The sequence below is a fragment of the Moritella sp. Urea-trap-13 genome (assembly GCF_002836355.1).
Classification (GTDB): domain Bacteria; phylum Pseudomonadota; class Gammaproteobacteria; order Enterobacterales; family Moritellaceae; genus Moritella.
This window is the reverse complement of sequence record NZ_PJCA01000037.1, coordinates 78,046-100,287: the sequence shown is the minus strand read 5'-3', so window position 1 is coordinate 100,287 and position 22,242 is coordinate 78,046. Positions and strand designations below refer to the sequence as shown.

General features: G+C 41.2%; 17 protein-coding genes. 14 read left to right on the top strand and 3 right to left on the bottom strand.

The features are described 5' to 3' along the window. The first annotated feature begins 42 nt into the window (after positions 1-42). From lepA to pdxJ, 6 genes are read left to right on the top strand one after another with little or no spacing between them, the layout of a single operon-like run. On the top strand, positions 43-1,839 hold the full coding sequence (lepA, locus tag CXF93_RS17360) for a translation elongation factor 4 (protein ID WP_101063782.1): 1,797 nt from the start codon (positions 43-45) through the stop codon (positions 1,837-1,839). Between the two features lie 4 nt (positions 1,840-1,843). Continuing rightward, the gene (lepB, locus tag CXF93_RS17355; protein WP_101063781.1) at positions 1,844-2,758 is read left to right on the top strand and encodes a signal peptidase I; all 915 of its coding nucleotides are present in this window, start codon (positions 1,844-1,846) and stop codon (positions 2,756-2,758) included. Between the two features lie 2 nt (positions 2,759-2,760). After that, positions 2,761-3,432, top strand: coding sequence for a ribonuclease III (rnc, locus tag CXF93_RS17350; protein WP_101063779.1), 672 nt, complete (start codon positions 2,761-2,763; stop codon positions 3,430-3,432). Next, the gene (era, locus tag CXF93_RS17345) at positions 3,429-4,340 is read left to right on the top strand and encodes a GTPase Era (RefSeq protein ID WP_101063778.1); all 912 of its coding nucleotides are present in this window, start codon (positions 3,429-3,431) and stop codon (positions 4,338-4,340) included. The genes rnc and era overlap by 4 nt, the downstream gene beginning before the upstream one ends. A gap of 13 nt (positions 4,341-4,353) precedes the next feature. Then, positions 4,354-5,061: a DNA repair protein RecO gene (gene recO, locus CXF93_RS17340; protein WP_101063777.1), complete on the top strand. Its 708-nt coding sequence runs from the start codon at positions 4,354-4,356 to the stop codon at positions 5,059-5,061. A 13-nt stretch (positions 5,062-5,074) separates the two neighbouring features. Further along, entirely contained in the window at positions 5,075-5,812 is a 738-nt protein-coding gene (pdxJ, locus tag CXF93_RS17335) for a pyridoxine 5'-phosphate synthase (protein WP_101063776.1), read from the top strand. Positions 5,813-5,906: 94 nt separating this feature from the next. Here pdxJ and CXF93_RS17330 read toward each other — a convergent pair whose 3' ends face one another. Beyond that, on the bottom strand, positions 5,907-6,278 hold the full coding sequence (locus tag CXF93_RS17330; protein ID WP_101063775.1) for a hypothetical protein: 372 nt from the start codon (positions 6,276-6,278) through the stop codon (positions 5,907-5,909). Then, positions 6,278-6,595 (bottom strand): monooxygenase, encoded by a 318-nt coding sequence (locus tag CXF93_RS17325; RefSeq protein ID WP_101063774.1) that lies wholly within the window; start codon positions 6,593-6,595, stop codon positions 6,278-6,280. Before CXF93_RS17325 ends, CXF93_RS17330 begins: the two co-directional genes overlap by 1 nt. Before the next feature lie 150 nt (positions 6,596-6,745). On the opposite strand from CXF93_RS17325, the gene CXF93_RS17320 reads away from it, so the two are divergent. Continuing rightward, the gene (locus CXF93_RS17320) at positions 6,746-7,627 is read left to right on the top strand and encodes a LysR family transcriptional regulator (protein WP_101063773.1); all 882 of its coding nucleotides are present in this window, start codon (positions 6,746-6,748) and stop codon (positions 7,625-7,627) included. A 93-nt stretch (positions 7,628-7,720) separates the two neighbouring features. Here the strand turns inward: CXF93_RS17320 and barA are convergent, their stop codons facing one another. Further along, positions 7,721-10,456 carry a two-component sensor histidine kinase BarA gene (barA, locus tag CXF93_RS17315; RefSeq protein ID WP_101063772.1) on the bottom strand — a complete coding sequence of 912 codons (2,736 nt, stop codon included), beginning with the start codon at positions 10,454-10,456 and terminating at the stop codon, positions 7,721-7,723. 118 nt (positions 10,457-10,574) lie between these two features. On the opposite strand from barA, the gene rlmD reads away from it, so the two are divergent. From rlmD to ftsB, 7 genes are all read left to right on the top strand, one after another. Continuing rightward, the gene (gene rlmD, locus CXF93_RS17310) at positions 10,575-11,909 is read left to right on the top strand and encodes a 23S rRNA (uracil(1939)-C(5))-methyltransferase RlmD (protein WP_101063771.1); all 1,335 of its coding nucleotides are present in this window, start codon (positions 10,575-10,577) and stop codon (positions 11,907-11,909) included. A 38-nt stretch (positions 11,910-11,947) separates the two neighbouring features. Further along, positions 11,948-14,194 carry a GTP diphosphokinase gene (gene relA / locus CXF93_RS17305; RefSeq protein WP_101063770.1) on the top strand — a complete coding sequence of 749 codons (2,247 nt, stop codon included), beginning with the start codon at positions 11,948-11,950 and terminating at the stop codon, positions 14,192-14,194. 267 nt (positions 14,195-14,461) lie between these two features. Further along, on the top strand, positions 14,462-17,662 hold the full coding sequence (locus CXF93_RS17300) for an HD domain-containing phosphohydrolase (RefSeq protein WP_101063769.1): 3,201 nt from the start codon (positions 14,462-14,464) through the stop codon (positions 17,660-17,662). Positions 17,663-17,870: 208 nt separating this feature from the next. Beyond that, the gene (gene mazG / locus CXF93_RS17295) at positions 17,871-18,665 is read left to right on the top strand and encodes a nucleoside triphosphate pyrophosphohydrolase (RefSeq protein ID WP_101063768.1); all 795 of its coding nucleotides are present in this window, start codon (positions 17,871-17,873) and stop codon (positions 18,663-18,665) included. Between the two features lie 152 nt (positions 18,666-18,817). Next, complete coding sequence (locus CXF93_RS17290) at positions 18,818-20,455, top strand: CTP synthase (protein WP_101063767.1); 1,638 nt, start codon at positions 18,818-18,820, stop codon at positions 20,453-20,455. A 69-nt stretch (positions 20,456-20,524) separates the two neighbouring features. After that, positions 20,525-21,826 carry a phosphopyruvate hydratase gene (eno, locus tag CXF93_RS17285; RefSeq protein ID WP_101063766.1) on the top strand — a complete coding sequence of 434 codons (1,302 nt, stop codon included), beginning with the start codon at positions 20,525-20,527 and terminating at the stop codon, positions 21,824-21,826. 124 nt (positions 21,827-21,950) lie between these two features. Beyond that, positions 21,951-22,235 (top strand): cell division protein FtsB, encoded by a 285-nt coding sequence (gene ftsB, locus CXF93_RS17280; protein WP_101063765.1) that lies wholly within the window; start codon positions 21,951-21,953, stop codon positions 22,233-22,235. Positions 22,236-22,242: the final 7 nt, after the last annotated feature.

Below are 22,242 nucleotides of genomic sequence, written 5' to 3'. Positions count from 1 at the left end.
ATTAAGTGTCATATCTACTAAGTATTGGATATTATCTAACTCATGAAACACATTCGTAATTTTTCAATTATTGCCCATATCGATCACGGTAAATCAACTTTATCAGATCGTTTAATTTCACATTGCGGTGGTTTATCTGACCGTGAAATGGAAGCTCAGGTTCTTGACTCAATGGATATTGAGCGCGAGCGTGGCATTACAATTAAAGCGCAAAGCGTAACGCTGGATTATAAAGCCAAAGATGGTGAAACATACCAACTTAACTTTATTGATACGCCAGGGCACGTGGACTTCAGCTATGAGGTTTCTCGCTCATTAGCAGCCTGTGAGGGTGCTTTACTTGTTGTCGACGCTGGTCAAGGCGTAGAAGCACAAACACTAGCGAACTGTTATACCGCGATGGAAATGGATCTGGAAGTTGTGCCAATCCTGAATAAAATCGATTTACCAGCTGCCGATCCTGATCGTGTTGCGGAAGAAATCGAAGACATCATCGGTATTGATGCAATGGAAGCGACACGTTGCTCTGCAAAAACTGGTTTAGGTATCGAAGACGTACTTGAAACAATTGTTAGAGAAATTCCGTGCCCATCAAAAGGTTCTGCAGAGGCGCCATTACAAGCGCTAATCATCGATTCATGGTTTGATAACTACCAAGGTGTTGTATCACTGGTACGTATTACCAACGGTGTATTAAACAAAGGTGACAAGATCACTGTGATGTCGACAGGTGAATCTCACCTTGTTGATAAAGTGGGTATCTTCACACCAAAACAAACGGATACTGGCCACTTAGGTTGTGGTGAAGTTGGTTTTGTTATTTGCGGTATTAAAGATATTTTAGGCGCACCAGTAGGTGATACGCTAACGAATACGCGTCGACCTGCTGATGCACCTGTACCTGGTTTTAGTAAAGTGAAGCCTCAGGTTTATGCGGGTCTGTTCCCAATTAGCTCTGATGATTATGAAGCGTTCCGTGATGCACTTGGTAAGCTAAGTCTAAACGATGCGTCTTTATTCTACGAACCAGAAAGTTCTTCGGCACTTGGTTTTGGTTTCCGTTGTGGTTTCTTAGGTTTACTCCACATGGAAATTATTCAAGAGCGTTTAGAACGTGAATACGATCTTGATTTGATCACCACTGCACCAACGGTTGTCTACGAAGTAGAAACTAAAAAAGGTGAAGTGATATACGTTGATAGCCCTGCTAAATTACCAGCATTGAATGATATCGAAGAGATTCGTGAACCAATCGCTGAATGTAATATTTTAGTACCACAAGAATACCTAGGTAACGTAATTACCTTGTGTATTGATAAGCGTGGTGTTCAAACTAAGATGGATTATCACGGCAAGCAAGTGGCATTGACTTACGAGATCCCAATGGGTGAAGTAGTAATGGACTTCTTTGACCGTTTGAAATCAACCAGCCGTGGTTATGCGTCTCTAGATTACTCTTTCATCCGCTTCACTGTTGCCGACATGGTACGTGTTGATGTATTAATTAATACTGACCGTGTTGATGCGTTAGCGATGATTACTCACCGTGACAACTCACTTAACCGTGGTCGTCTATTGGTTGAGAAAATGAAAGAACTGATCCCGCGTCAAATGTTCAACATTGCGATTCAAGCTGTAATCGGCTCGCAAGTGATTGCCCGTAGTACCGTTAAGCAAATGCGTAAAAACGTAATTGCAAAATGTTATGGTGGCGATATCAGTCGTAAGAAAAAACTGCTACAGAAGCAGAAAGACGGTAAGAAACGCATGAAGCAAGTTGGTAATGTTGAGGTCCCTCAAGAAGCCTTCTTAGCTGTGTTACATATCGGAAAGGACTAAATAAATGGCAACCTATTTTTCACTGATATTGGTATTGGTTACGTTTGTTAGCGGTATTATTTGGGCGTTAGATAAACTGATTTGGGAAAAAGCCCGTGCGGAAAAAGTCGCATTTGCTCAATCTCAAGCAGAATTACCAGCTGAAGCTATTGCAAAACTAGGACAAGAATCGTTTATTGTGGAAAACGCAAAATCGATGTTCCCGGTGATTGCAGCTGTGATGATACTACGTTCATTTTTATACGAACCATTTCAAATTCCATCAGGCTCGATGATGCCAACGTTATTAGTTGGTGACTTCATTCTGGTAGAGAAATTCAGTTATGGCGTTAAAGATCCAGTATTACGTTCTACACTTATCGAAACCGGTAAGCCTGAGCGTGGCGATGTGGCGGTATTTAAATATCCACCACAGCCGACAGTTGATTACATTAAACGTGTAGTCGGCTTGCCGGGTGATCGTATCGCTTATCGTGGAAAGCAGGTTTTCATTCAAAAATCATGCAGCGGAACAGACTGCAGTGGCTTTAAAAAGCTCGATCTAAGCTTAGTCGAAATCGGCAAGTTTAAAGATCAAATGGTTGAATTGCAGGAATATACAGAGCAACTAGGCGATGTAGCACATAACATCTTAATTAACCCTAGCCGCCCTGATTTAGCCAGTGATTTTTATCAGCAAGATAATCCGCCAACCCGACAGTACGAATGGGTTGTTCCGGACGGTCATTACTTTATGATGGGTGATAACCGTGATAATAGTGCTGATAGCCGTTTTTGGGGTTTTGTTCCCGAAGCAAATTTAGTTGGCAAGGCTGTGTTCATTTGGACTAGTTTCGAATTTGAACGTGACCAAGATTCTTTGTTACCTGGTTGGATCCCAACAGGTATACGCTTTAGTCGTATTGGCAAATTAAAATAATTATGACAATTTTATTAGAAAGATTACAAACTGTATTAGGTTACCAGTATCAAGATGCCGGTCTATTACAACAAGCGCTGACGCACCGTAGCGCTTATTTCAAGCATAACGAACGCCTTGAATTCCTTGGTGATTCAGTGCTTGGTTTTATTATTTCAGATGCATTGTTTTGCAAATTCCCTGAAGTACCAGAAGGTGATTTAAGCCGCATGCGTGCGACCTTAGTCAAAGGCTTAACGCTCGCTGAAATCGCCCGAGAGTTTGAACTAAGTGACTGTTTGATCTTAGGCCCTGGTGAATTAAAAAGCGGTGGTTTCCGTCGCGAATCTATCTTAGCAGATACTGTTGAAGCCCTTATTGGTGCTATGTATCTGGATAGTGATATCGAGAAAACACGTGAACGTGTATTGGCTTGGTATGCATCGCGTTTAGCTGCGATCAAACCAGGTATCGATCAGAAAGACGCAAAAACACAGTTACAAGAATGGTTGCAAGGACGTAAGCAAGCTCTTCCACTGTATCAAGTAGAAGAAGTTAAAGGTGAAGCTCATAATCAAGAGTTCACTATTCATTGCGTTATTGAAGGCCTAGAGCAACCTGTTACAGGTAAAGGTACTAGTCGTCGTAAAGCAGAACAAGAAGCAGCCCAAAAAGCATTGGAGCAATTACAATGAGTGATATGACTTATAGCGGCTTTGTTGCTATCGTTGGTCGTCCTAACGTTGGTAAATCAACGTTATTAAACCGCATCCTGGGACAAAAGGTAAGTATTACCTCGCGTAAGCCACAAACGACTCGTCACCGTATTCTAGGTATTGATACTGAAGAAAATCGTCAAACGGTATATGTAGATACTCCGGGTCTACATATCGATGAAAAACGTGCCATTAACCGTCTAATGAACCGTGCAGCAAGTAGCTCACTAAAAGACATTGATGTTGATGCCGTGATTTTTGTTGTTGATGGTACTCGTTGGACTGACGATGACGAAATGGTCTTAAACAAATTACGTGATATTAAATGCCCAATTTATTTGGCGATTAATAAAACTGATGCGATTAAAGACAAAGCTGAAGAATTAATGCCGCATCTGCAGGTATTAGCTGCGAAGTTTGATTTCGCGGAAATTATCCCTATTTCGGCAACGAAAGGTACCAATGTAGAAATGCTACGTGGTATTTGTTCTCAGCAGTTACAAGAAGGTGATTTTTACTTCCCTGAAGATTATGTAACCGATCGTTCTTCACGTTTCATGGCATCAGAAATCATTCGTGAAAAACTAATGCGTTTCACTGGTCAAGAATTGCCTTACTCAACTACGGTTGAAATCGAGCAGTTTAAAGTCAGTGAAAATGGTACGTTCCATATCAATGCGTTAATTTTAGTTGAGCGTGATACCCAAAAACGTATGGTTATTGGTAATAAAGGCTCGAAATTAAAGACCATTGGTTCTGAAGCTCGACGTGATATGGAAACTTTGTTTGATAATAAAGTTTTCCTAGAATGTTGGGTGAAAGTGAAGTCTGGTTGGGCTGATGATGAACGTGCACTTCGTAGCTTAGGTTACGGAGACGAAGTGTAAGTAGCTTTATTGCATGGACTTACAAAACGCCTTTGTACTGCACCGCCGTCCATTTAAGGAGTCGAGTTTATTAATCGACTTCTTTACCATTAACGATGGCAAAATTTCGTTAGTGGGACGTGCAGGGCGAGGGCGTAAAAACAGTCAAAGTGCAATTTTACAGCCATTTACCTTACTTAATATCGCCTATGCCGGCAAAGGTGGACTCAAGTCCATGCGTCAGGTCGAGGCGGTATCTAATTCATTACCGCTTGCCGGTAAGCACCTCTACGCTAGTTTTTACCTCAACGAATTACTCTATCGTTTACTCGCCAGTGAACAAGCTAATCCCGAACTATTCTCTCATTACCAAAATGCCTTATTAGCATTAGCTAAAAGTGAACCCCTTGAACCTTTATTGCGTGAATTCGAATTAAATTTAATGCAATGTTTAGGTAACATTGGTGCGTTAAGCTATTGCGCTGATACTATGGATACGGTATTTCCGGAGCGTATGTATAAATACGTCGCTCATGTTGGGGTAGTGCCATCTATTTATAAAGTCGCTGTGGGTAGCTCATTTTTAGGTAAAGATTTACTGGCATTTGAGCAACGACAATTTAATCCAGACAATTTAGCGGCTGCAAAGCGTTTTTGTCGGCAAATTTTGTTACCCTATCTGGGCAATAAGCCGCTGAAAAGCAGAGAACTGTTTATTAATAAACCGCTGAAAAATAGATAAAAGGGAATTAAACGTGAATAAGATCTTTTTAGGTGTCAACATTGACCACATCGCTACTTTACGCCAAGCACGCGGCACGACTTACCCTGATCCTGTACATGCTGCTGCCGTTGCGGAATTAAACGGCGCAGACGGTATTACGGTGCATCTACGTGAAGATCGCCGTCACATTGTCGATCGTGATGTTCGTGTATTGAAAGAAACGATTCAAACACGGATGAATCTGGAAATGGCTGTGACAGCTGAGATGCTGGATATTGCTTGTGAGATCAAACCTGAGTTTGTTTGCTTAGTACCAGAAAAGCGTGAAGAGCTGACGACTGAAGGTGGCTTGGATGTCCTTGGTCAGCAAGACAAGATCACCAAGGCTGTGACGCGTTTAAGCGCAGCGGGTATTCTTGTATCGTTATTTATTGATGCCGACAAAGAACAGATCGATGCCGCAGTTGCCAGTGGTGCGCCGTACATTGAAGTGCACACCGGTGCTTATGCCGATGCTGAGTCTGAGTCTGAACAACAAGCGGAATTGAAGAAGATTTCTGCAGGCGTAAGTTATGCACATAACGCCGGCTTGAAAGTAAATGCAGGTCACGGCTTACATTACCATAACGTCCAGCCTATCGCGGCTATCCCTGAAATTTATGAATTGAATATCGGCCATGCCATCATCGCCCGCGCGGCATTTGATGGTCTAGGTAAAGCAGTAAAAGACATGCAAGCTATCATGCAAGAAGCCCGTAATAACAGCTAGGTTATAACCGTCGCTATGCATGTGAAAAGACCAACGCTAAGGCGTTGGTCTAGATTTTAAAACTACTTATTTTGGTATTGTGCATGTTCCTGTACTACTGCTTTTTGAATTGGTAATAACTCAATATTGAAAGCAGGGTAAAGAATACTGGATCACTCCAACCGAAACCAACAAACAGTCCTTTTGCTCCCGCATACAAGGTGATCAAAACACCTAATAGATTGCTAATCAGCAGTGCCTGAAACAATTTTTTAGCGATGTGCCCAGGTTCGATCTCTCTCAGTAACAAACTGACCGCAGCTATCCCGCCTAAGAAAATACTGGTGTGTTGAGATAAGAAGTAAGCATATTTGTCGTTCAGCTCTATCCCGTACATGGGCCATATAACAGCAGGGATGAAAAACAAGGCTAAAGCAAAGATGCTATAAATAATGCCATGTGTAGTTAAAAAGGTTTTATTGTTCATTATTCTAGTACTCCTGTCATCGGCGCGTTATTAATACTTGATAGCGGTATGTTGATATCGAAAATATGCCCTCTGATCTCTGTTACTCCCATCGCTTTTAAGCGGGCTGAATGCATCTTCAAATAAGCCTGTGCATAGGCTTCATTCTCAAACAGATAAATACCACCACCTAATTGCGCGGTTTTATTTTCAGTCCAAATCTTCCACATCATACCCGGTTCGTGGTTTATCGATTCGGCTAGTCCAACCAACATCGCTGACATTTCATCACCAAATGGGCCGGTAAAATCGAAATCTACTTGTAATAATTTTTGCATTTTGTATATCCAGTTGTGTATTGATGCGCAGAGTAAAATAAAGAGTAAGCGGGATACTTTGCTTGTTCTTTGTTATAGGCACTATAATATCAATAAAAATTGAACGTTAAAGTTCATAAAACTGCGTATAACTGTGGAATAAATAGACCGATGAGATTGAAGACAACATTAGATCAGTGGCTGACCTTATCTGAAGTTGATAAGGCGGGAAGCATTCAAGCCGCCGCGACAGTATTGAATAAGAGCCATACCACCTTGATTTATGCAATTAAAAAGCTTGAAGACCAACTTGGCGTATCGGTTGTTCAAATTAAAGGACGGCGTGCGGTGTTGACTGATGATGGCAAGTCGTTATTACGCAGAGCCCAGTCGATGATTGAGCAAGCGCAAGCATTAGAGGAAATAAGTACCCAGCTGACCCAAGGTGTGGAATCTGAGATTGTGATTGCCATTGATCATCTTTGCGACCGACAATGGTTGTATGGGCCGTTGGCCACTTTCCTTGCGCAAAATAGTACGACGTCTATTCAAATCGTTGAAACGTCGTTATCAAAGACCACTAGTATGGTTGAAGAGCAACAAGCTGATATCTCTATTATTAACTTCCCAATCACTAACTATCCCTGTGAGTCATTTGGCACTGTGAGTATGTTGCCAGTGGTCATGAAGGGGCATCCATTAGCACATAAGGCTGAACTTTGTCTGGCTGATTTAACGGTTAATAGACAAATTGTCATTCGTGATTTAGGCGTGGTAGATAATATCGATGTCGGTTGGTTAAAGTCGAGTCAGCGTATTACGGTCGATAACTTCGATCACGCTTGGCAGGCGGTTAAGCAAGGTTTGGGTTATTGTCGTTTGCCGCAGCATATTGTTGAGCAGCATAAGGATACCAATGTGGTTGTGCTTAACGTCGAGTATTCAAATCGTTACCATGTGCCTTTACATCTCACCTTGCCAAAAGGGGCAAAGGCCGGACCTGCGGCGAAGGGGTTGTATCAGCTGTTATTAGCATCGGTAGATGAAAGATAACAACAGTACCCAGTATGCTTTTTTGTAGTCAGTAATAACCTCACGACCGTGTTGTACAACACTGTTGTGCAATACAGCCGTGAGTTTATAAGCCTAATTTGGTAAGTAAGGCTGGGCTTCTTTAATCACGGTTTCAATGGCTTCCTGTAATTCAAAAATCTCTGGCTCGACATCTTCAATTTCAGCACCTTTGCGTAATCCGCGTTCAATCTGATCGGCTAAATTCTGAATTGGTAATACCCCACAACAAGCTGCACCACCATGGAATTTATGAATGATCTTCTTAAATTCTGAGCGTGACAAGCTGCGTGCGAGTGCTTGTTCAAGGTGTTCGCTGATCTCTGGCAGGCTATTGATAAACATTTCTAACATGTCTACCGCAAGGTCCTCTTTACCCATTGAACGTTGCAAGGTCAGTGGCCAATTTAGAATATGATTCTTCACTGTGGTGTTATCGTGTGATGAACTGCTCCATTGTTGTAGCGTGCGCTTGAGAATTGACTCATCAATGGGTTTGGTGAGGTAGTCGTCCATGCCTTTACTCAGCAAGCGATCGCGTTCACCACTCATGGCCTGTGCGGTGACAGCAATGATGGGTGTTGACTGATTACGTGTGCCAGAGCGGATCGCTTTACAGGCGCTAATACCGTCCATGATTGGCATTTGAATATCCATAAAGATGATATCAAAGTCCATTTGATTGGCTTTCGCCACTGCTTCAGCACCATTGGAACAGGTTTCAATGGTGGTCACCGAATCGGCTAGCATAGCGCTAATTAATTTCAGATTCGCAGGATTATCGTCGACGGCCAAAATAGACAGGTCAATCTTGGCTTTGGGTTTCTCAATCTTCAGCTGTGCTATTGGCTGTTCATTAGGTTTATCTAAGTAAGCCAATGCATTAACTAATTTACGGTGGTTACACGGTTTAGTCAGGCAATGTTTTGCGCCCACTCGAATGATCTCTTCTTGTAAGCAAGGGTCAGAAGAATTAATTAATACCACGACCGCGGCATTAAGCTCATGGCATTGACTCATCTTGTCATACATAGGCGTTAACTTGCTTTCATCATTTTGGGCAATAACAACACAATAGTAAGGTTGATTAATATAGTGTTGCCATTCAGCATCATTGGCACAATGTAATACGTCTAGTTCCCAGCTATTAAGCAGCGATATTAACGAGCGCGCAGAATAGTTATCGACTTCATACAATAAGACCTGTTTACCTTTAAAATCATTCACCGGTAGCGGCTCTGATAATGAATTTGAGGTGACATTGAATTTCAGTGAGAATTTAAAATTAGAGCCTTGACCTAAGTCAGAGTCGAGCGAGATTTCACCACCCATAAATTCAACTAAGCGTTGGGTAATAACCAATCCTAAACCGGTACCGCCATAACGACGGGAAATACTGGTGTCAGCTTGATTAAAGGCTTGAAATAGTTGTGCTTGTTGTTGTTCTGAAATACCAATACCGGTATCGCGGATATTAGTTTGAATGGTGACACTATTACCGGTCCATTCCAGTAATTCGATATGGATATCAATATTACCGTTTTCAGTGAATTTGATCGCATTACCGAGTAAATTGGTGATCACTTGTTGGAAACGGAATGGGTCACCAATAATACCATCAGGTACATTCTTATCGACATGCAGTGATAATTCGAGACCTTTATCATGCACGGTTGGCGCTAATAATATCGCTGCTTCTTCAATGGTGTCACGCAGGTTAAAGGGTATCTGTTCTAACGTTAGCTTACCGGCTTCAAGCTTAGAGAAATCGAGAATATCATTAATAATATTGAGTAAGTTCTTGGCGGACTTTTCAATGGTCTGCAAGTAATCGGTTTGATTCGGGCTCAGTGATGTTTTTAATAACTGACGAGAGAAACCAATCACCCCGTTAAGCGGCGTCCTCAACTCATGACTCATGTTCGCCAAGAATTCAGATTTAACCCGTGCAGCAGCTTGCGCCCGTTTTTTTGCCATATCCAATTCAATGTTTTGGATCTCAATCTGCTCTAAGGTTTCCCTTAAATCTGAGGTTGCTTGATCAATATTTTGCTGCATCTCCTCATGATAAGCCGATAGTGATTTGGCCATCGAGTTAATACCATTCTTGAGCAGGGCTAACTCACCAGTGTGATCTCCGGTGACTCGGGCATCGAGTCGACCCTCTCTGATCCTATCGACCACAGTCACCATGTCAGTAATGGGTTGGGTGACGTTTTTAACTAATCGCCAAGAGAAGATAAGCGCAGTAAAGAAACCCAGTAACACAATAAACACCGAGACCGTGGTATCACGGTATTGCAGCAATATCGCTTTGTCACGGATCAGTTGGATGGATAAATAACCGAGGATCTGTTCCGGATTTTCTAAGCTTAGTGGGAAGTTATCATTGTCAATTTCGGCAATAATAGGAGAGCGCAAAATAATGTAATCATCGAGTACTTCGACTTGTGTTGTTTCTGGCAGTTTGCTGTTGTCGGGGTTCTTCAGCACAGAAAAATTACGGTGATAATTACTGGTTACAAAGAGTTTATTATTGGTATCAAAAATGGCGATACTTTTAATTGTGGGGGCAAACTTGCGATGGGTTAAACCGAGCAGCTTTTTCAGTGATTCACGGCTGTTTTGCAACATACCGTACTCACTTGCAATCGCCAGTGGTTCAATAATATTAACACCTTGCTCAATAAGCACCGTTTCTAATTGCTGATAACGGTTAAAGGTGAAATAGCTGGCTAATAACGTACCGATTAAAACAGTCGGTAAAATCGTCAGCGACATTACTTTGGCACGAAGCCCGTATTTAGTCATAAAGTCATCTTATTGGTGTCGGGTTTAATGCCATCTACGAAGTTATTTAAAGTATAAAGCGGGAAAGCAGGTTAGAATAATACCCTAATGATGACATAGGCAATAGTTGTATATCAATATGGCGCAAATTTATAAAGCAAAAAAAGTACAGAAAATTCCGAGTAAAGCGGTTGAGATCACTATTGAGAAGCTAGATCACCAAGGTCTAGGTTTGGGTCGTCTTGATGGCAAAGCAGTATTTGTTGCTGGTGGACTACCAGGTGAGCAAGTATCAGTAAATATTATTGAGCAAAAAAAGCAATATGCCAAAGCGACATTAAGAAAAGTATTGTCCCCATCTGCGCAAAGAATTGCACCTGCTTGCCCGCATTATGCAACGTGCGGTGGTTGTAGTTTACAAATACTCGATAGCCACGATCAGGCTGATTATAAGCAGACCGCCCTGTTTAGTTTGTTACAAAAATTCAGTAAGAGTGATGATATTGAATTTGCCGAACCGATTTTATCCCAGCCATGGGAATATCGCCGTACTGCCCGTTTAAGTGTGATGTTTGATCGTAAAGCCAAGCAATTGGTATTTGGCTTTCGTGAACGTAACAGTAAATCACTGGTGGCGATTGAGCAGTGTCCGGTATTAGTACCTGCTTTGTCTGCATTGATCCAACCACTGCGTAAATTACTTGCTACGCTTACAGTACGTCGTGATTTAGGTCATATCGAGTTGTTTGCGGTTGATTCAGGTATTATTTGTTTGCTGCGTATCTTGAAACCGTTAAATGATAAAGACCAAGGTTTACTGCAAGCTTTTGCCAGTGAACAGCAATTGAGTATTTATCTGCAACCTGAGACAGATTCAGTGGTTAAATTAACCCCTGATACGCCTGCTGCATGGTATCAATTGGCCGATGGTGAATTTAAGTTAAGCTTTACCCCTGGCAACTTTATTCAAGTGAATCCTGTGGTTAATAACCAAATGGTAGCGCAAGCACTCGATTGGCTCGATTTAAACCCTGAAGACAAGGTGTTAGATTTGTTCTGCGGTGGTGGTAACTTTAGTTTGCCCGTTGCGCGTTTATGTCATTCCGTTGTCGGTGTTGAAGGTATTGATGAGATGGTGCGTCAAGCACAAGTCAATGCGATCGCCAACAACGTCGATAATGCACAATTCTTTAAAGCGGACTTATCGGCTGATTTTTCTAAATTAGCCTGGGCAAGAAACAGTTTCGATAAAGTATTATTAGATCCTGCCCGCGCAGGTGCTGCTGAAACAGTGCAATATTTACATAAACTAAAAGCGCAGAAAATTGTCTATGTATCTTGCAATCCAGCAACATTAGCGCGAGACTCGAAGTTGTTGATGGCAAAGCATTATAAATTAACACGCCTTGGTATGATTGATATGTTCCCACAAACGGGGCATGTCGAGTCAATGGCGTTATTTGAACGCGTTTAACGCGTATTTTTAAATTTTATCTTGTTAGGAATTAAGACATGGTTGCGGTACGTGATTCTCATTTGACCAACCCGGAAGACTTTGATGCGAAGACTTGGACGTCTTCGTTAGCACTCACCTCGACAGAGCAAGATGAATTATTTGAGTTATATTCTCAATTAGCATTAAAAGAAGCAGCTGAATCCCTCGATGATGAAGCTGATTTCCGTTTCCCGTTGCTTGCTTACGGGGTGGAAATGATCGAGATATTAATGACGATGGATATGGACATGGAGACCTTAAAGGTCGCTTTGTTGTATCCATTTTTTAATGCCAAATTATATGATAATGAGCAAATTGAAAGCTTATTTGGTAGCAAATTATTACCGCTATTAGTGGCTGTTGTTGAAATGGATGCGATCCGCACCCTACAAGCAAAATCACAAAAACCATCAGAAACGCAAGTTGATAACCTGCGCCGTATGTTGATGGCGATTGTTGATGATGTGCGTGCCATTGTGATCAAGTTAGCGGAACGTATTTGTCATCTTCGCCAAGTTAAGAATGCTTCTGAAGAAGAACGCGTTCTGGCAGCAAAAGAAATTGCGGATATCTATTCCCCATTAGCCAACCGTTTAGGTATTGGTCAGTTGAAATGGGAACTGGAAGATCTTTCGTTCCGCTATTCTCATCCTGATACGTATAAGCAAATAGCTAAGTTGTTACTTGAACGTCGTATCGACCGTGAAGAGTTTATCGACAGCTTTGTATCACAAGTTAAAGAGGGTGTAGAAGCAGCTGGCGGCCGTGTTGAAGTGTATGGTCGTCCTAAGCATATCTATAGTATCTGGAAAAAGATGCAGAAGAAAAACTTGGATTTCACCGGCCTTTATGACGTGCGTGCGGTACGAGTGATCGCTGCTGAGTTACAAGATTGCTATGCGGCATTAGGTGTTATCCATAACTTATTCCGTCCTATTCCCAGTGAATTTGATGATTACGTGGCGAATCCGAAAGCCAATGGTTACCAGTCGATCCATACAGTTGTTACTGTTGGCGACGAGAATAAAGCGGTTGAAGTGCAGATCCGTACCAAACAAATGCATGATGATGCCGAGTTAGGTGTTGCTGCCCATTGGCGCTACAAAGAAGGCGCTGATACGACCAAAAAAGGCAGCTACGAAGAGAAGATTGCTTGGCTACGTAAGTTACTCGCATGGCAAGATGATATGGCTGAAAGCGGTAGCTTAGTTGATGAGTTACGCAGTCAGGTATTTGATGATCGTGTCTATGTGTTCACCCCAAAAGGCGATGTGGTTGATATGCCGCAAGGCTCAACACCGTTAGATTTTGCTTACTATGTACATAGTATGGTGGGTCATCGCTGTATTGGTGCCAAGATCAGTGGCCGTATTGTGCCGTTTACTTACGAGCTGCAAACTGGCGATCAGATTGACATTATCACGCAGAAAAATCCCAATCCCAGTCGCGATTGGTTATTACCAAACTTAGGGTATGTAAAGTCTGCGCGTGCTCGCGCTAAGATTAACACTTACTTTAAGCGTATGGACCGTGATAAGAATGTAGCCTCGGGTAAAGACATGCTAGAAGGCGAGTTACACAAACTTGGCTTGCAGTTGTCTGATGCGAACTGTGCGTTTGAACGTTTTAACTCCAACACTTTAGAAGATTTATTAGCCCAGGTCGGTAGTGGTGATGCACGCCTTAACCAAGTTATTAATCACATTAAAGTATTGTTGTTACAACCGAGCGCCGAGGAAGAAGATAAACTGGCGTTAGAGCTAGTTGATCAACAAGTACTAAAATCGCAAAATCAGCCGAAAAAGAAACGCAGCAAAGATCATATCGTTGTTGAAGGCATGGGTAATTTGATGACCCATATTGCCAATTGTTGTCAGCCGATCCCGGGCGATGACATTGTTGGGTATATCACCCAAGGTCGTGGTATTTCTATCCATCGCAATGGCTGCTTACAATATGCTGATTTAAGTAATCGCCAGCCAGAACGTATTATTGATGCGGTTTGGGGCGGTGACTTTAGTGGTGGTTACGGTGTGACCTTGGTGGTGCATGCTAGTGATCGCAGTGGATTATTGCGTGACTTAACCACTATTTTTGCCAACGACCGCATTCATGTTGTTGGTATGAACACCCGTACCGATGCCAAGCTGCAAACGGCGACACTGGAAATCAATATCGAGCTATTTAATATTGATACGCTCAGTCATTTGACTAACCGCATGAGTCAAGTGAAAGGGGTTATTTACGCTAAACGCTTAAAATAGTCGTTAGTGTAATAACCTCATGTAATGATAGTAAAAGCCAGTATTGTTAGCGCAATACTGGCTTTTTTACATTCTCATTTTAATGACTCGATAGTAAAGGTAGTATCGTTACGCCAGATTTTTATTTCTTTAAAATTCAATTATTTACTTCTATAAATAGAATTGTTGATAGATATAATTTCAACTATATTTAGTTTAGATAAACTATTTTAATAGTTTAATGTATTTTATAAAAGTATCAGTAATTGTATTTAGGGATGAACTACAATGAAACAGACTAAGTTTTCACTTCGCTTTACCGTGGGTGGGATGTTTTTACTTGCGACAATATTAACCACGATAGTTGCGGTATCGCTGCAGTATCATTTTAGTAAAAAAATCGCGACAGAACAGACCTTATCCATGCTTTCGATGTCCTCTGCAGAGCTAAGTGAGTATGTTCAAGACTTAGAGTCTGATGCGATGAATACTGCTAAGCTGCTAGCTTCTGTTAGCCGTACTGTTGATATGGCCACCGGTGAGATTGATATCCGTAATATATTAGCGGAATCAATGGTAGATAATCCGTTGTTTTATAGTATTTATATTGGTTCTGCTGATAATAATTTTTATCAAGTAATTAACTTAAATTCTTCCCCTTTAGTGCGAAAGAAACTGCTCACGGAAAAAAGTGACCGTTGGGTGGTTATTAAAATTACCGGCAGTAAAGAACAACGTATTCGTGAAACTTATTATTATGATGACGCATTTTTATTACGTGAGTTAAAGGCGACTAAAAGTAACTACTTCCCCACCGAAAGACCTTGGTATATAACATCAAACCTTGATGTGGTATCAAAAACTAAACCCTATTTATTTCAACATTTAAAGATCACTGGGCAAACTTACTCTTTGGCGTTTACATCGAAACAGGGGAATAAAGAAACCCATGTTCTGGGTATTGATATCGTCCTTTCATCTCTTGCAAAAAAGCTTTCTGTTAGTGCGCTTAACCTTGGCGAAAATAGTGATGTTGAATCATTTATTTACCTTAAGTCTGGTGATGTTATTGCCTCGAATCGTAAAAATAATGATGAGATAAAAATACCAGTCGCTAAGCCACTTGATTTAAGTCCAGCGCAAGAACGTATCTTGAGCTCGACCATGCCCATCAAAATGTCGAATCAAAATGATTGGGCTCCGATTGATTTTACCGCGTCTGGACAGCCCAAGGGCTATGCCATTGACGTCATGATGCTGATTGCAGATATGACCGGAATTGATTTTGAGTTTATTAATGGTTTTTCGTGGGCGGAGCTCGTTAATAAATATAAAGATGGTTCACTCGATGGCTTACATTCATTACAACATTCGAATGCAAGTAACATTGTTGGTATCTATTCTGAGCCTTTGTACGACTTACCCTTTTCATTCGTCACCAAAGACAATAGGTCAGACATACGTAGCTATGCCGAGCTGAAAGGGAAGAAAGTTGCGATATCATCAGGTTGGTCTATTGTGCCATTACTAAGACGTGACTTTCCTAGCGTTGAATTGATTGAATACCCAACGCTAAAAGCGGGCTTTGAATCTGTTGCTTTAGGCGAGACATATGCGTTACTTGATAGTCGAGCGGTACTCAATGCTGGGTTAACGCAGTACTTCTATCAAGATCTGCAATTACATCAAGAGGTAAAAACGTTAAATGCAGGTTACTCTTCAACGTTTCACATTGTGTTGAATCCTAAATACGATGCATTAATTCCTATTATTAACTTAGCAATCCGTAATATTAGCCAAGCGCAGCGTCAAGCGTTGAAAAGTAAATGGATGGATAATCTAGGTTTAATGACCGGGGATATTATGATCCCTTATCCTGAGTTATTAATATTGGCCAAGCAAAAAAATCTATATGGCAAGATTATCGAAAGACAGATTGATGGCCAAGCTCGATTTGTCTATATTAGCCCGATCGATGTTGATGCCAGCGAATTTTTCACCGTCATTATCCCCAAAGAAGTTATCTACAGTGACGTCACCAAGCGGGTAGCGGTATCGATTGGTATCACGATTAGTATTATGTTGTTGATATTGCCACTGGCATGGATATTTGGTGGGCCGATTGTTCGCCCTATCTATCAGTTACGTTTACAAGCTCAGAAAATAAAAAATCGCGAATATGATTCAGTCGAAATTGTCGATACTCGTATTAAAGAAATTTGGGAACTATCGAAGTCGTTCACTGAGATGTCATTGGTATTGAAAAAACATGAAGAAGCACAAGAAGAATTTTTAGAAGCCTTTATTAAGCTTATTGCTCAAGCCATTGATGATAAATCTCCGTATACCGCAGGCCATTGTAATCGCGTGCCTGAGCTTGGCATGATGCTGGCAGAAGCTGCTGAACAGTCTAATTCAAGGTTATTTAAAGACTTTAAATTTACCAATGTAGACGAGAAACGTGAGTTTAGGATCGCCGCTTGGTTACACGATTGTGGCAAGATCACCACACCTGAGTACATTGTTGATAAAGGCAGTAAATTAGAGACTAACTACAATCGTATTCACGAGATCAGAGCTCGATTTGAAATTTTGTGGCGTGATGCTGAAATAACAGCATTAAAACAGCAATTGACGACACCGGCAGATAAAGTGACGATAGATGCTGAACTGGTGTCAAAACAGCAGCAACTAACCGATGACTTTGAATTTATTGCCACTTCAAATGTTGGTGGTGAGTTCATGAGTAATGACAAGATCGCGCGCGTTAAAGCATTATCATCGCAAACTTGGTTACGTCATTTTGATGATCGTCTCGGACTCTCTCCAGTTGAAGAGTTAGCTAAGGTATCGGCCTCATCAATATTACCTGCTGTTGAACAGTTACTGTCTGATAAACCTGAGCATATTATCAAGCGTGAGCGTAACGTTGAGTTCGATCCTAAGCACGGCATTAAAATGGATGTACCTGAGCATCAATATAATTTGGGCGAGATTTATAATTTAACGATTAGTCGGGGTACATTAACACCGGAAGATAGATACAAGATTAACGAGCATATGATCAGCACAATCAAAATGTTAGAGAATCTACCGTTTCCACCAGAATTAAGTCGCGTCCCACGTTATGCGTCAACGCATCATGAAACGCTGAAAGGTACTGGCTATCCCCGTAAGCTAGCAGCAGAGGATCTTTCTATTCCAGAACGTATCTTGGTGATTGCGGATATTTTTGAAGCGTTAACGGCTTCAGACCGCCCTTATAAGAAAGCCAAACCTGTGAGCGTTGCCGTGGACATCATGTACAAAATGGCCTTAGATCAACATTTGGATATCGAGTTATTCAAGCTATTTCTACAAAGTGGTACACACGTTAAGTATGCACAAGAATACCTGAAACCTGAGCAATTAGATGAGGTCGATATAAATAAGTATCTGCAACCACAACAAATTGATGAAACTGATTTGAATAAAAAATTGACCGCTTAATTGCCACTCTCCCACGCGATAAGTCACCTGTAGGTAGCTTGTCGCGCGTTATATACCTCGCCTCGAAGATTTAATTACACCACTGCAAATATACGAATATCATTATATACTCCCTCATAAATCGTTTAGTCTCAGTTTATGACTTTATTTAAGCTAATGAGCCAAGCTCTCGAGATGTTACTGAAAAATTGCATTAATAGGATTTATTTTGAAAGAAAAGTACACGATCAATGATTTACGTAAAATGGTTGAGCAATTACGTAACCCAGATACAGGTTGCCCTTGGCATTTACAGCAGAATTTTGCTTCGATCACTAAGTTTACCCTCGAGGAAGCCTATGAAGTGGTTGATAGTATAGAAAATGATGATCTAAAAGGACTCGAAGGAGAGTTGGGTGATTTACTCTATCATGTGCTTTATTACGCTAAACTTGGTCAGGAACAAGCCTTATTTAACTTTGATGATGTTATTCAGCAGCTCGCTGCGAAATTAATACAGCGTCATCCACATGTTTTTGGTGAAATAAAACTACAGTCCGAATCTGAAATAGTTGCCGCATGGCAAAAACAGAAGTCTAAAGAACGTTTAGAAAGTCATAAAAATACCGTGCAGCACAGTGCATTAGACAATATACCGAACGCATTACCAGCCTTGGTCAGAGCAGCTAAAATACAGCAGCGAGCGGCCGACGTTAAGTTTGATTTTGAACATTATAAACAAGCATTATCAAAGGTTTACGAGGAGGTTGATGAGGTTGTTGAAGAAGCCGATGCCGCGGTCATTGATACTGATAAACTAGAAGAAGAATTAGGCGATCTGTTGTTCTCTGTAGTGAATGTCACTCGTCACTTAAAGCAAGACCCTGAGCAAGCACTCAGGAAGGCGAATGAAAAGTTTGAAAAAAGATTTAGACAGGTAGAAGTACTTGCATTACAGAATGGTAAGTCATTAAGTGACTGTTCTATAAGAGAAATGGAGTCATTTTGGCAGAAGGTGAAATAAAATTACAACATATGATCTACCGCACAGTTATGGAAAAACGGCAATGCTATACTTGTCAACATTGTGGGATGAGGGGGATTTGTTTATAATGTCGTCCCTTCTGGTATATATTCAATAATACTTATTTAATCCCTAACAACTTCAGGTTATGTATGACAACTAAGTACGTTTTTGTTACTGGTGGGGTAGTATCCTCATTAGGTAAAGGTATTGCGGCAGCATCATTAGCAGCTATTTTAGAAGCACGTGGCTTAAACGTCACAATGATGAAACTAGACCCTTACATTAACATTGACCCGGGCACAATGAGCCCGATTCAACATGGTGAAGTATTCGTAACGGACGATGGCGCTGAGACCGATCTAGATCTAGGTCACTATGAGCGTTTTATTCGTACTCACATGACTAAACGTAATAACTTTACAACAGGTAAAGTGTATTCATCAGTGCTTGCTAAAGAGCGTCGTGGTGATTACTTAGGTGCAACGATTCAGGTTATTCCACATATTACAAACGAGATCAAAGAACGCGTAATCGCGGGCAGTGAAGGCTTTGATATTGCAGTAGTAGAAGTGGGTGGCACGGTAGGTGATATCGAATCACAACCTTTCCTAGAAGCATTACGTCAAATGGGCGTGCAACTGGGTCGTGACAACACCATGTTTATGCATTTAACATTAGTACCTTATTTAGGTGCTGCTGGTGAAGTTAAAACAAAACCAACACAACACTCAGTGAAAGAGTTACGTTCAATTGGTATTCAGCCTGACATTCTAATTTGTCGTTCTGATCGTAATGTACCAGCGAACGAACGCGCTAAGATCTCGTTATTCTGTAACGTAGAAGAAAAAGCCGTTATCTCACTGAAAGATGTGGACAGTATTTATAAAATTCCTGCGCTATTAAAAGCACAAGGTTTAGATGAGCTCGTTGTTAAGCGTTTCGGTATAACAGCACCAGAAGCCGATCTAGCTGAGTGGGAGCAGGTAATTTTTGAAGAAGCTAACCCAACTGATGAACTTGTTATCGGTATGGTTGGTAAGTACATCGAACTACCAGATGCTTACAAATCAGTAAATGAAGCACTTAAACATGGTGGTTTGAAAAACCGTTTCAGCGTGAAAATCAAATATATTGATTCACAAGATCTTGAAGCGAAAGGTACAGACATACTTAAAACTGTTGATGGTATCTTGGTACCCGGTGGTTTCGGTGAACGTGGCGTTGAAGGTAAAATTCTTGCGGCAAAATTTGCACGTGAAAACAAGGTTCCTTACTTTGGTATCTGTTTAGGTATGCAAGTAGCGTTAATCGAATTCGCACGTAATGTTGCTGGCCTAGAAGGCGCTCATTCAACAGAATTTAACCCAGAAACTAAGTTCCCTGTAGTTGGCTTAATTACAGAGTGGATTGACGAATCAGGTAACGTTGAAGAACGTACTGGTAAATCTGATCTGGGTGGTACTATGCGTTTAGGTGCACAACTATGTCATCTTAAAGCGGGTAGTAAAGTAAGAGAAATGTACGGTAGTGCGACGATTAAAGAACGTCATCGTCACCGTTATGAAGTTAACAACAATCTTCTTCCTCAAATCGAGAAAGCAGGCCTAAAAGTAACAGGTTTATCTGCGGATAAGAAATTGGTAGAGATTGTTGAGAATCCGAATCATCCTTGGTTCGTTGCTGCGCAATTCCACCCGGAATTCACATCAACACCACGCGATGGTCATGCATTATTTGAAGGATTCATTAATGCTGCTGGTGAACATAAAAAATCATCAACTAGCTAATCAGAGATTTTAATATTAGTGTCGCGGTAACGCGGCATACTTAAATTTTTAATAGTTAAGGAAATCAAAATGTCTAAGATCGTTAAAGTTCTAGGTCGTGAAATCATGGATTCACGCGGTAACCCAACTGTAGAAGCTGAAGTTCATCTTGCTGACGGTTCTATCGGTATGGCTGCTGCTCCATCTGGCGCATCAACTGGTTCTCGTGAAGCACTTGAATTACGTGATGGCGATAAAGCGCGTTACTTAGGTAAAGGCGTACTTAAAGCTGTTGCTGCTGTAAATGGTCCAATCGCTGAAGCGCTAGCTGGTAAAGATGCACTAGCACAAGCTGAGCTTGATCAAATCATGATCGACCTAGATGGCACTGAAAACAAAGCTTTATTTGGCGCAAACGCGATCTTAGCTGTTTCTTTAGCTGCAGCTAAAGCTGCTGCAATCTCTAAGAAAGTACCTCTTTATGCTCACATTGCTGATCTAAACGGTACTCCAGGTGTTTACTCTATGCCTCTTCCAATGATGAACATCATCAACGGTGGCGAGCATGCTGATAACTCTGTAGATATCCAAGAATTCATGATCCAACCTGTTGGCGCTGCAAACTTCCGCGAAGGTCTACGTATGGGTGCAGAAGTATTCCATAGCCTTGCTAAAGTACTTAAAGCTGACGGTCACTCAACGGCTGTTGGTGATGAAGGTGGTTTTGCTCCTAACCTAGCTTCAAACGAAGCTGCACTTGCTGCAATTAAAGTTGCTGTTGCAAACGCTGGTTATGAACTAGGTAAAGACATCACTCTAGCGATGGATTGTGCTGCTTCTGAGTTCTACAACAAAGAAACTGGTAACTACGAGCTTACTGGTGAAGGTAAAACTTTCACTGCTGAAGAGTTCAACTTCTTCTTACAAGATCTTACTAAAAAATATCCAATCGTTTCTATCGAAGATGGTCTTGACGAGTCTGATTGGGTTGGTTTCAAACACCAAACTGAACTTCTTGGTGATAAAATCCAATTAGTTGGTGACGATTTATTCGTAACTAACACTAAGATCCTTAAGCGTGGTATTGATGAAGGTATTACTAACTCTATCTTAATCAAGTTTAACCAAATCGGTTCTTTAACTGAAACTTTAGCTGCAATCAAAATGGCTAAAGACGCTGGTTTCACAGTTGTTATCTCTCACCGTTCAGGTGAAACTGAAGATTCAACAATTGCTGACCTAGCTGTTGGTACTGCTGCAGGCCAAATCAAAACTGGTTCACTGAGCCGTTCTGATCGTGTTGCTAAGTACAACCAACTTCTACGTATCGAAGAAGCGCTAGGTTCAAAAGCACCATACAACGGTCTTAAAGAGGTTAAGGGTCAAGCTTAATTTGCTTAACTGTTAATTCTGAATGATTAAAAAACCCGCTTCTTAGCGGGTTTTTTTTATCTATACGCTAACCAATCTCTGCATTATATGTGACAATAACTGATTCATTTACGGGATGATTGTCATGCGCCTGCTTTATTTTGTATTAATCTTAATTCTCAGCTTATTGCTCTATCATTTTATTGCCGGTAATAACGGCGCGATGGACTACAAGCGAATCGAACGTGAAGTCGATATCCAGCACACCAATAATCAAGTTTTGATTGAACGTAATACCGCACTCAAAAACGAAATCTTAGATCTACGTAATGGCAACGATGCTATTGAAGAACGTACCCGTAATGAATTGGGTATGATTAAAGAAGGGGAAACCTTCTACCGCATTATTAATGACGATGATAAGAACTAGGCGATAG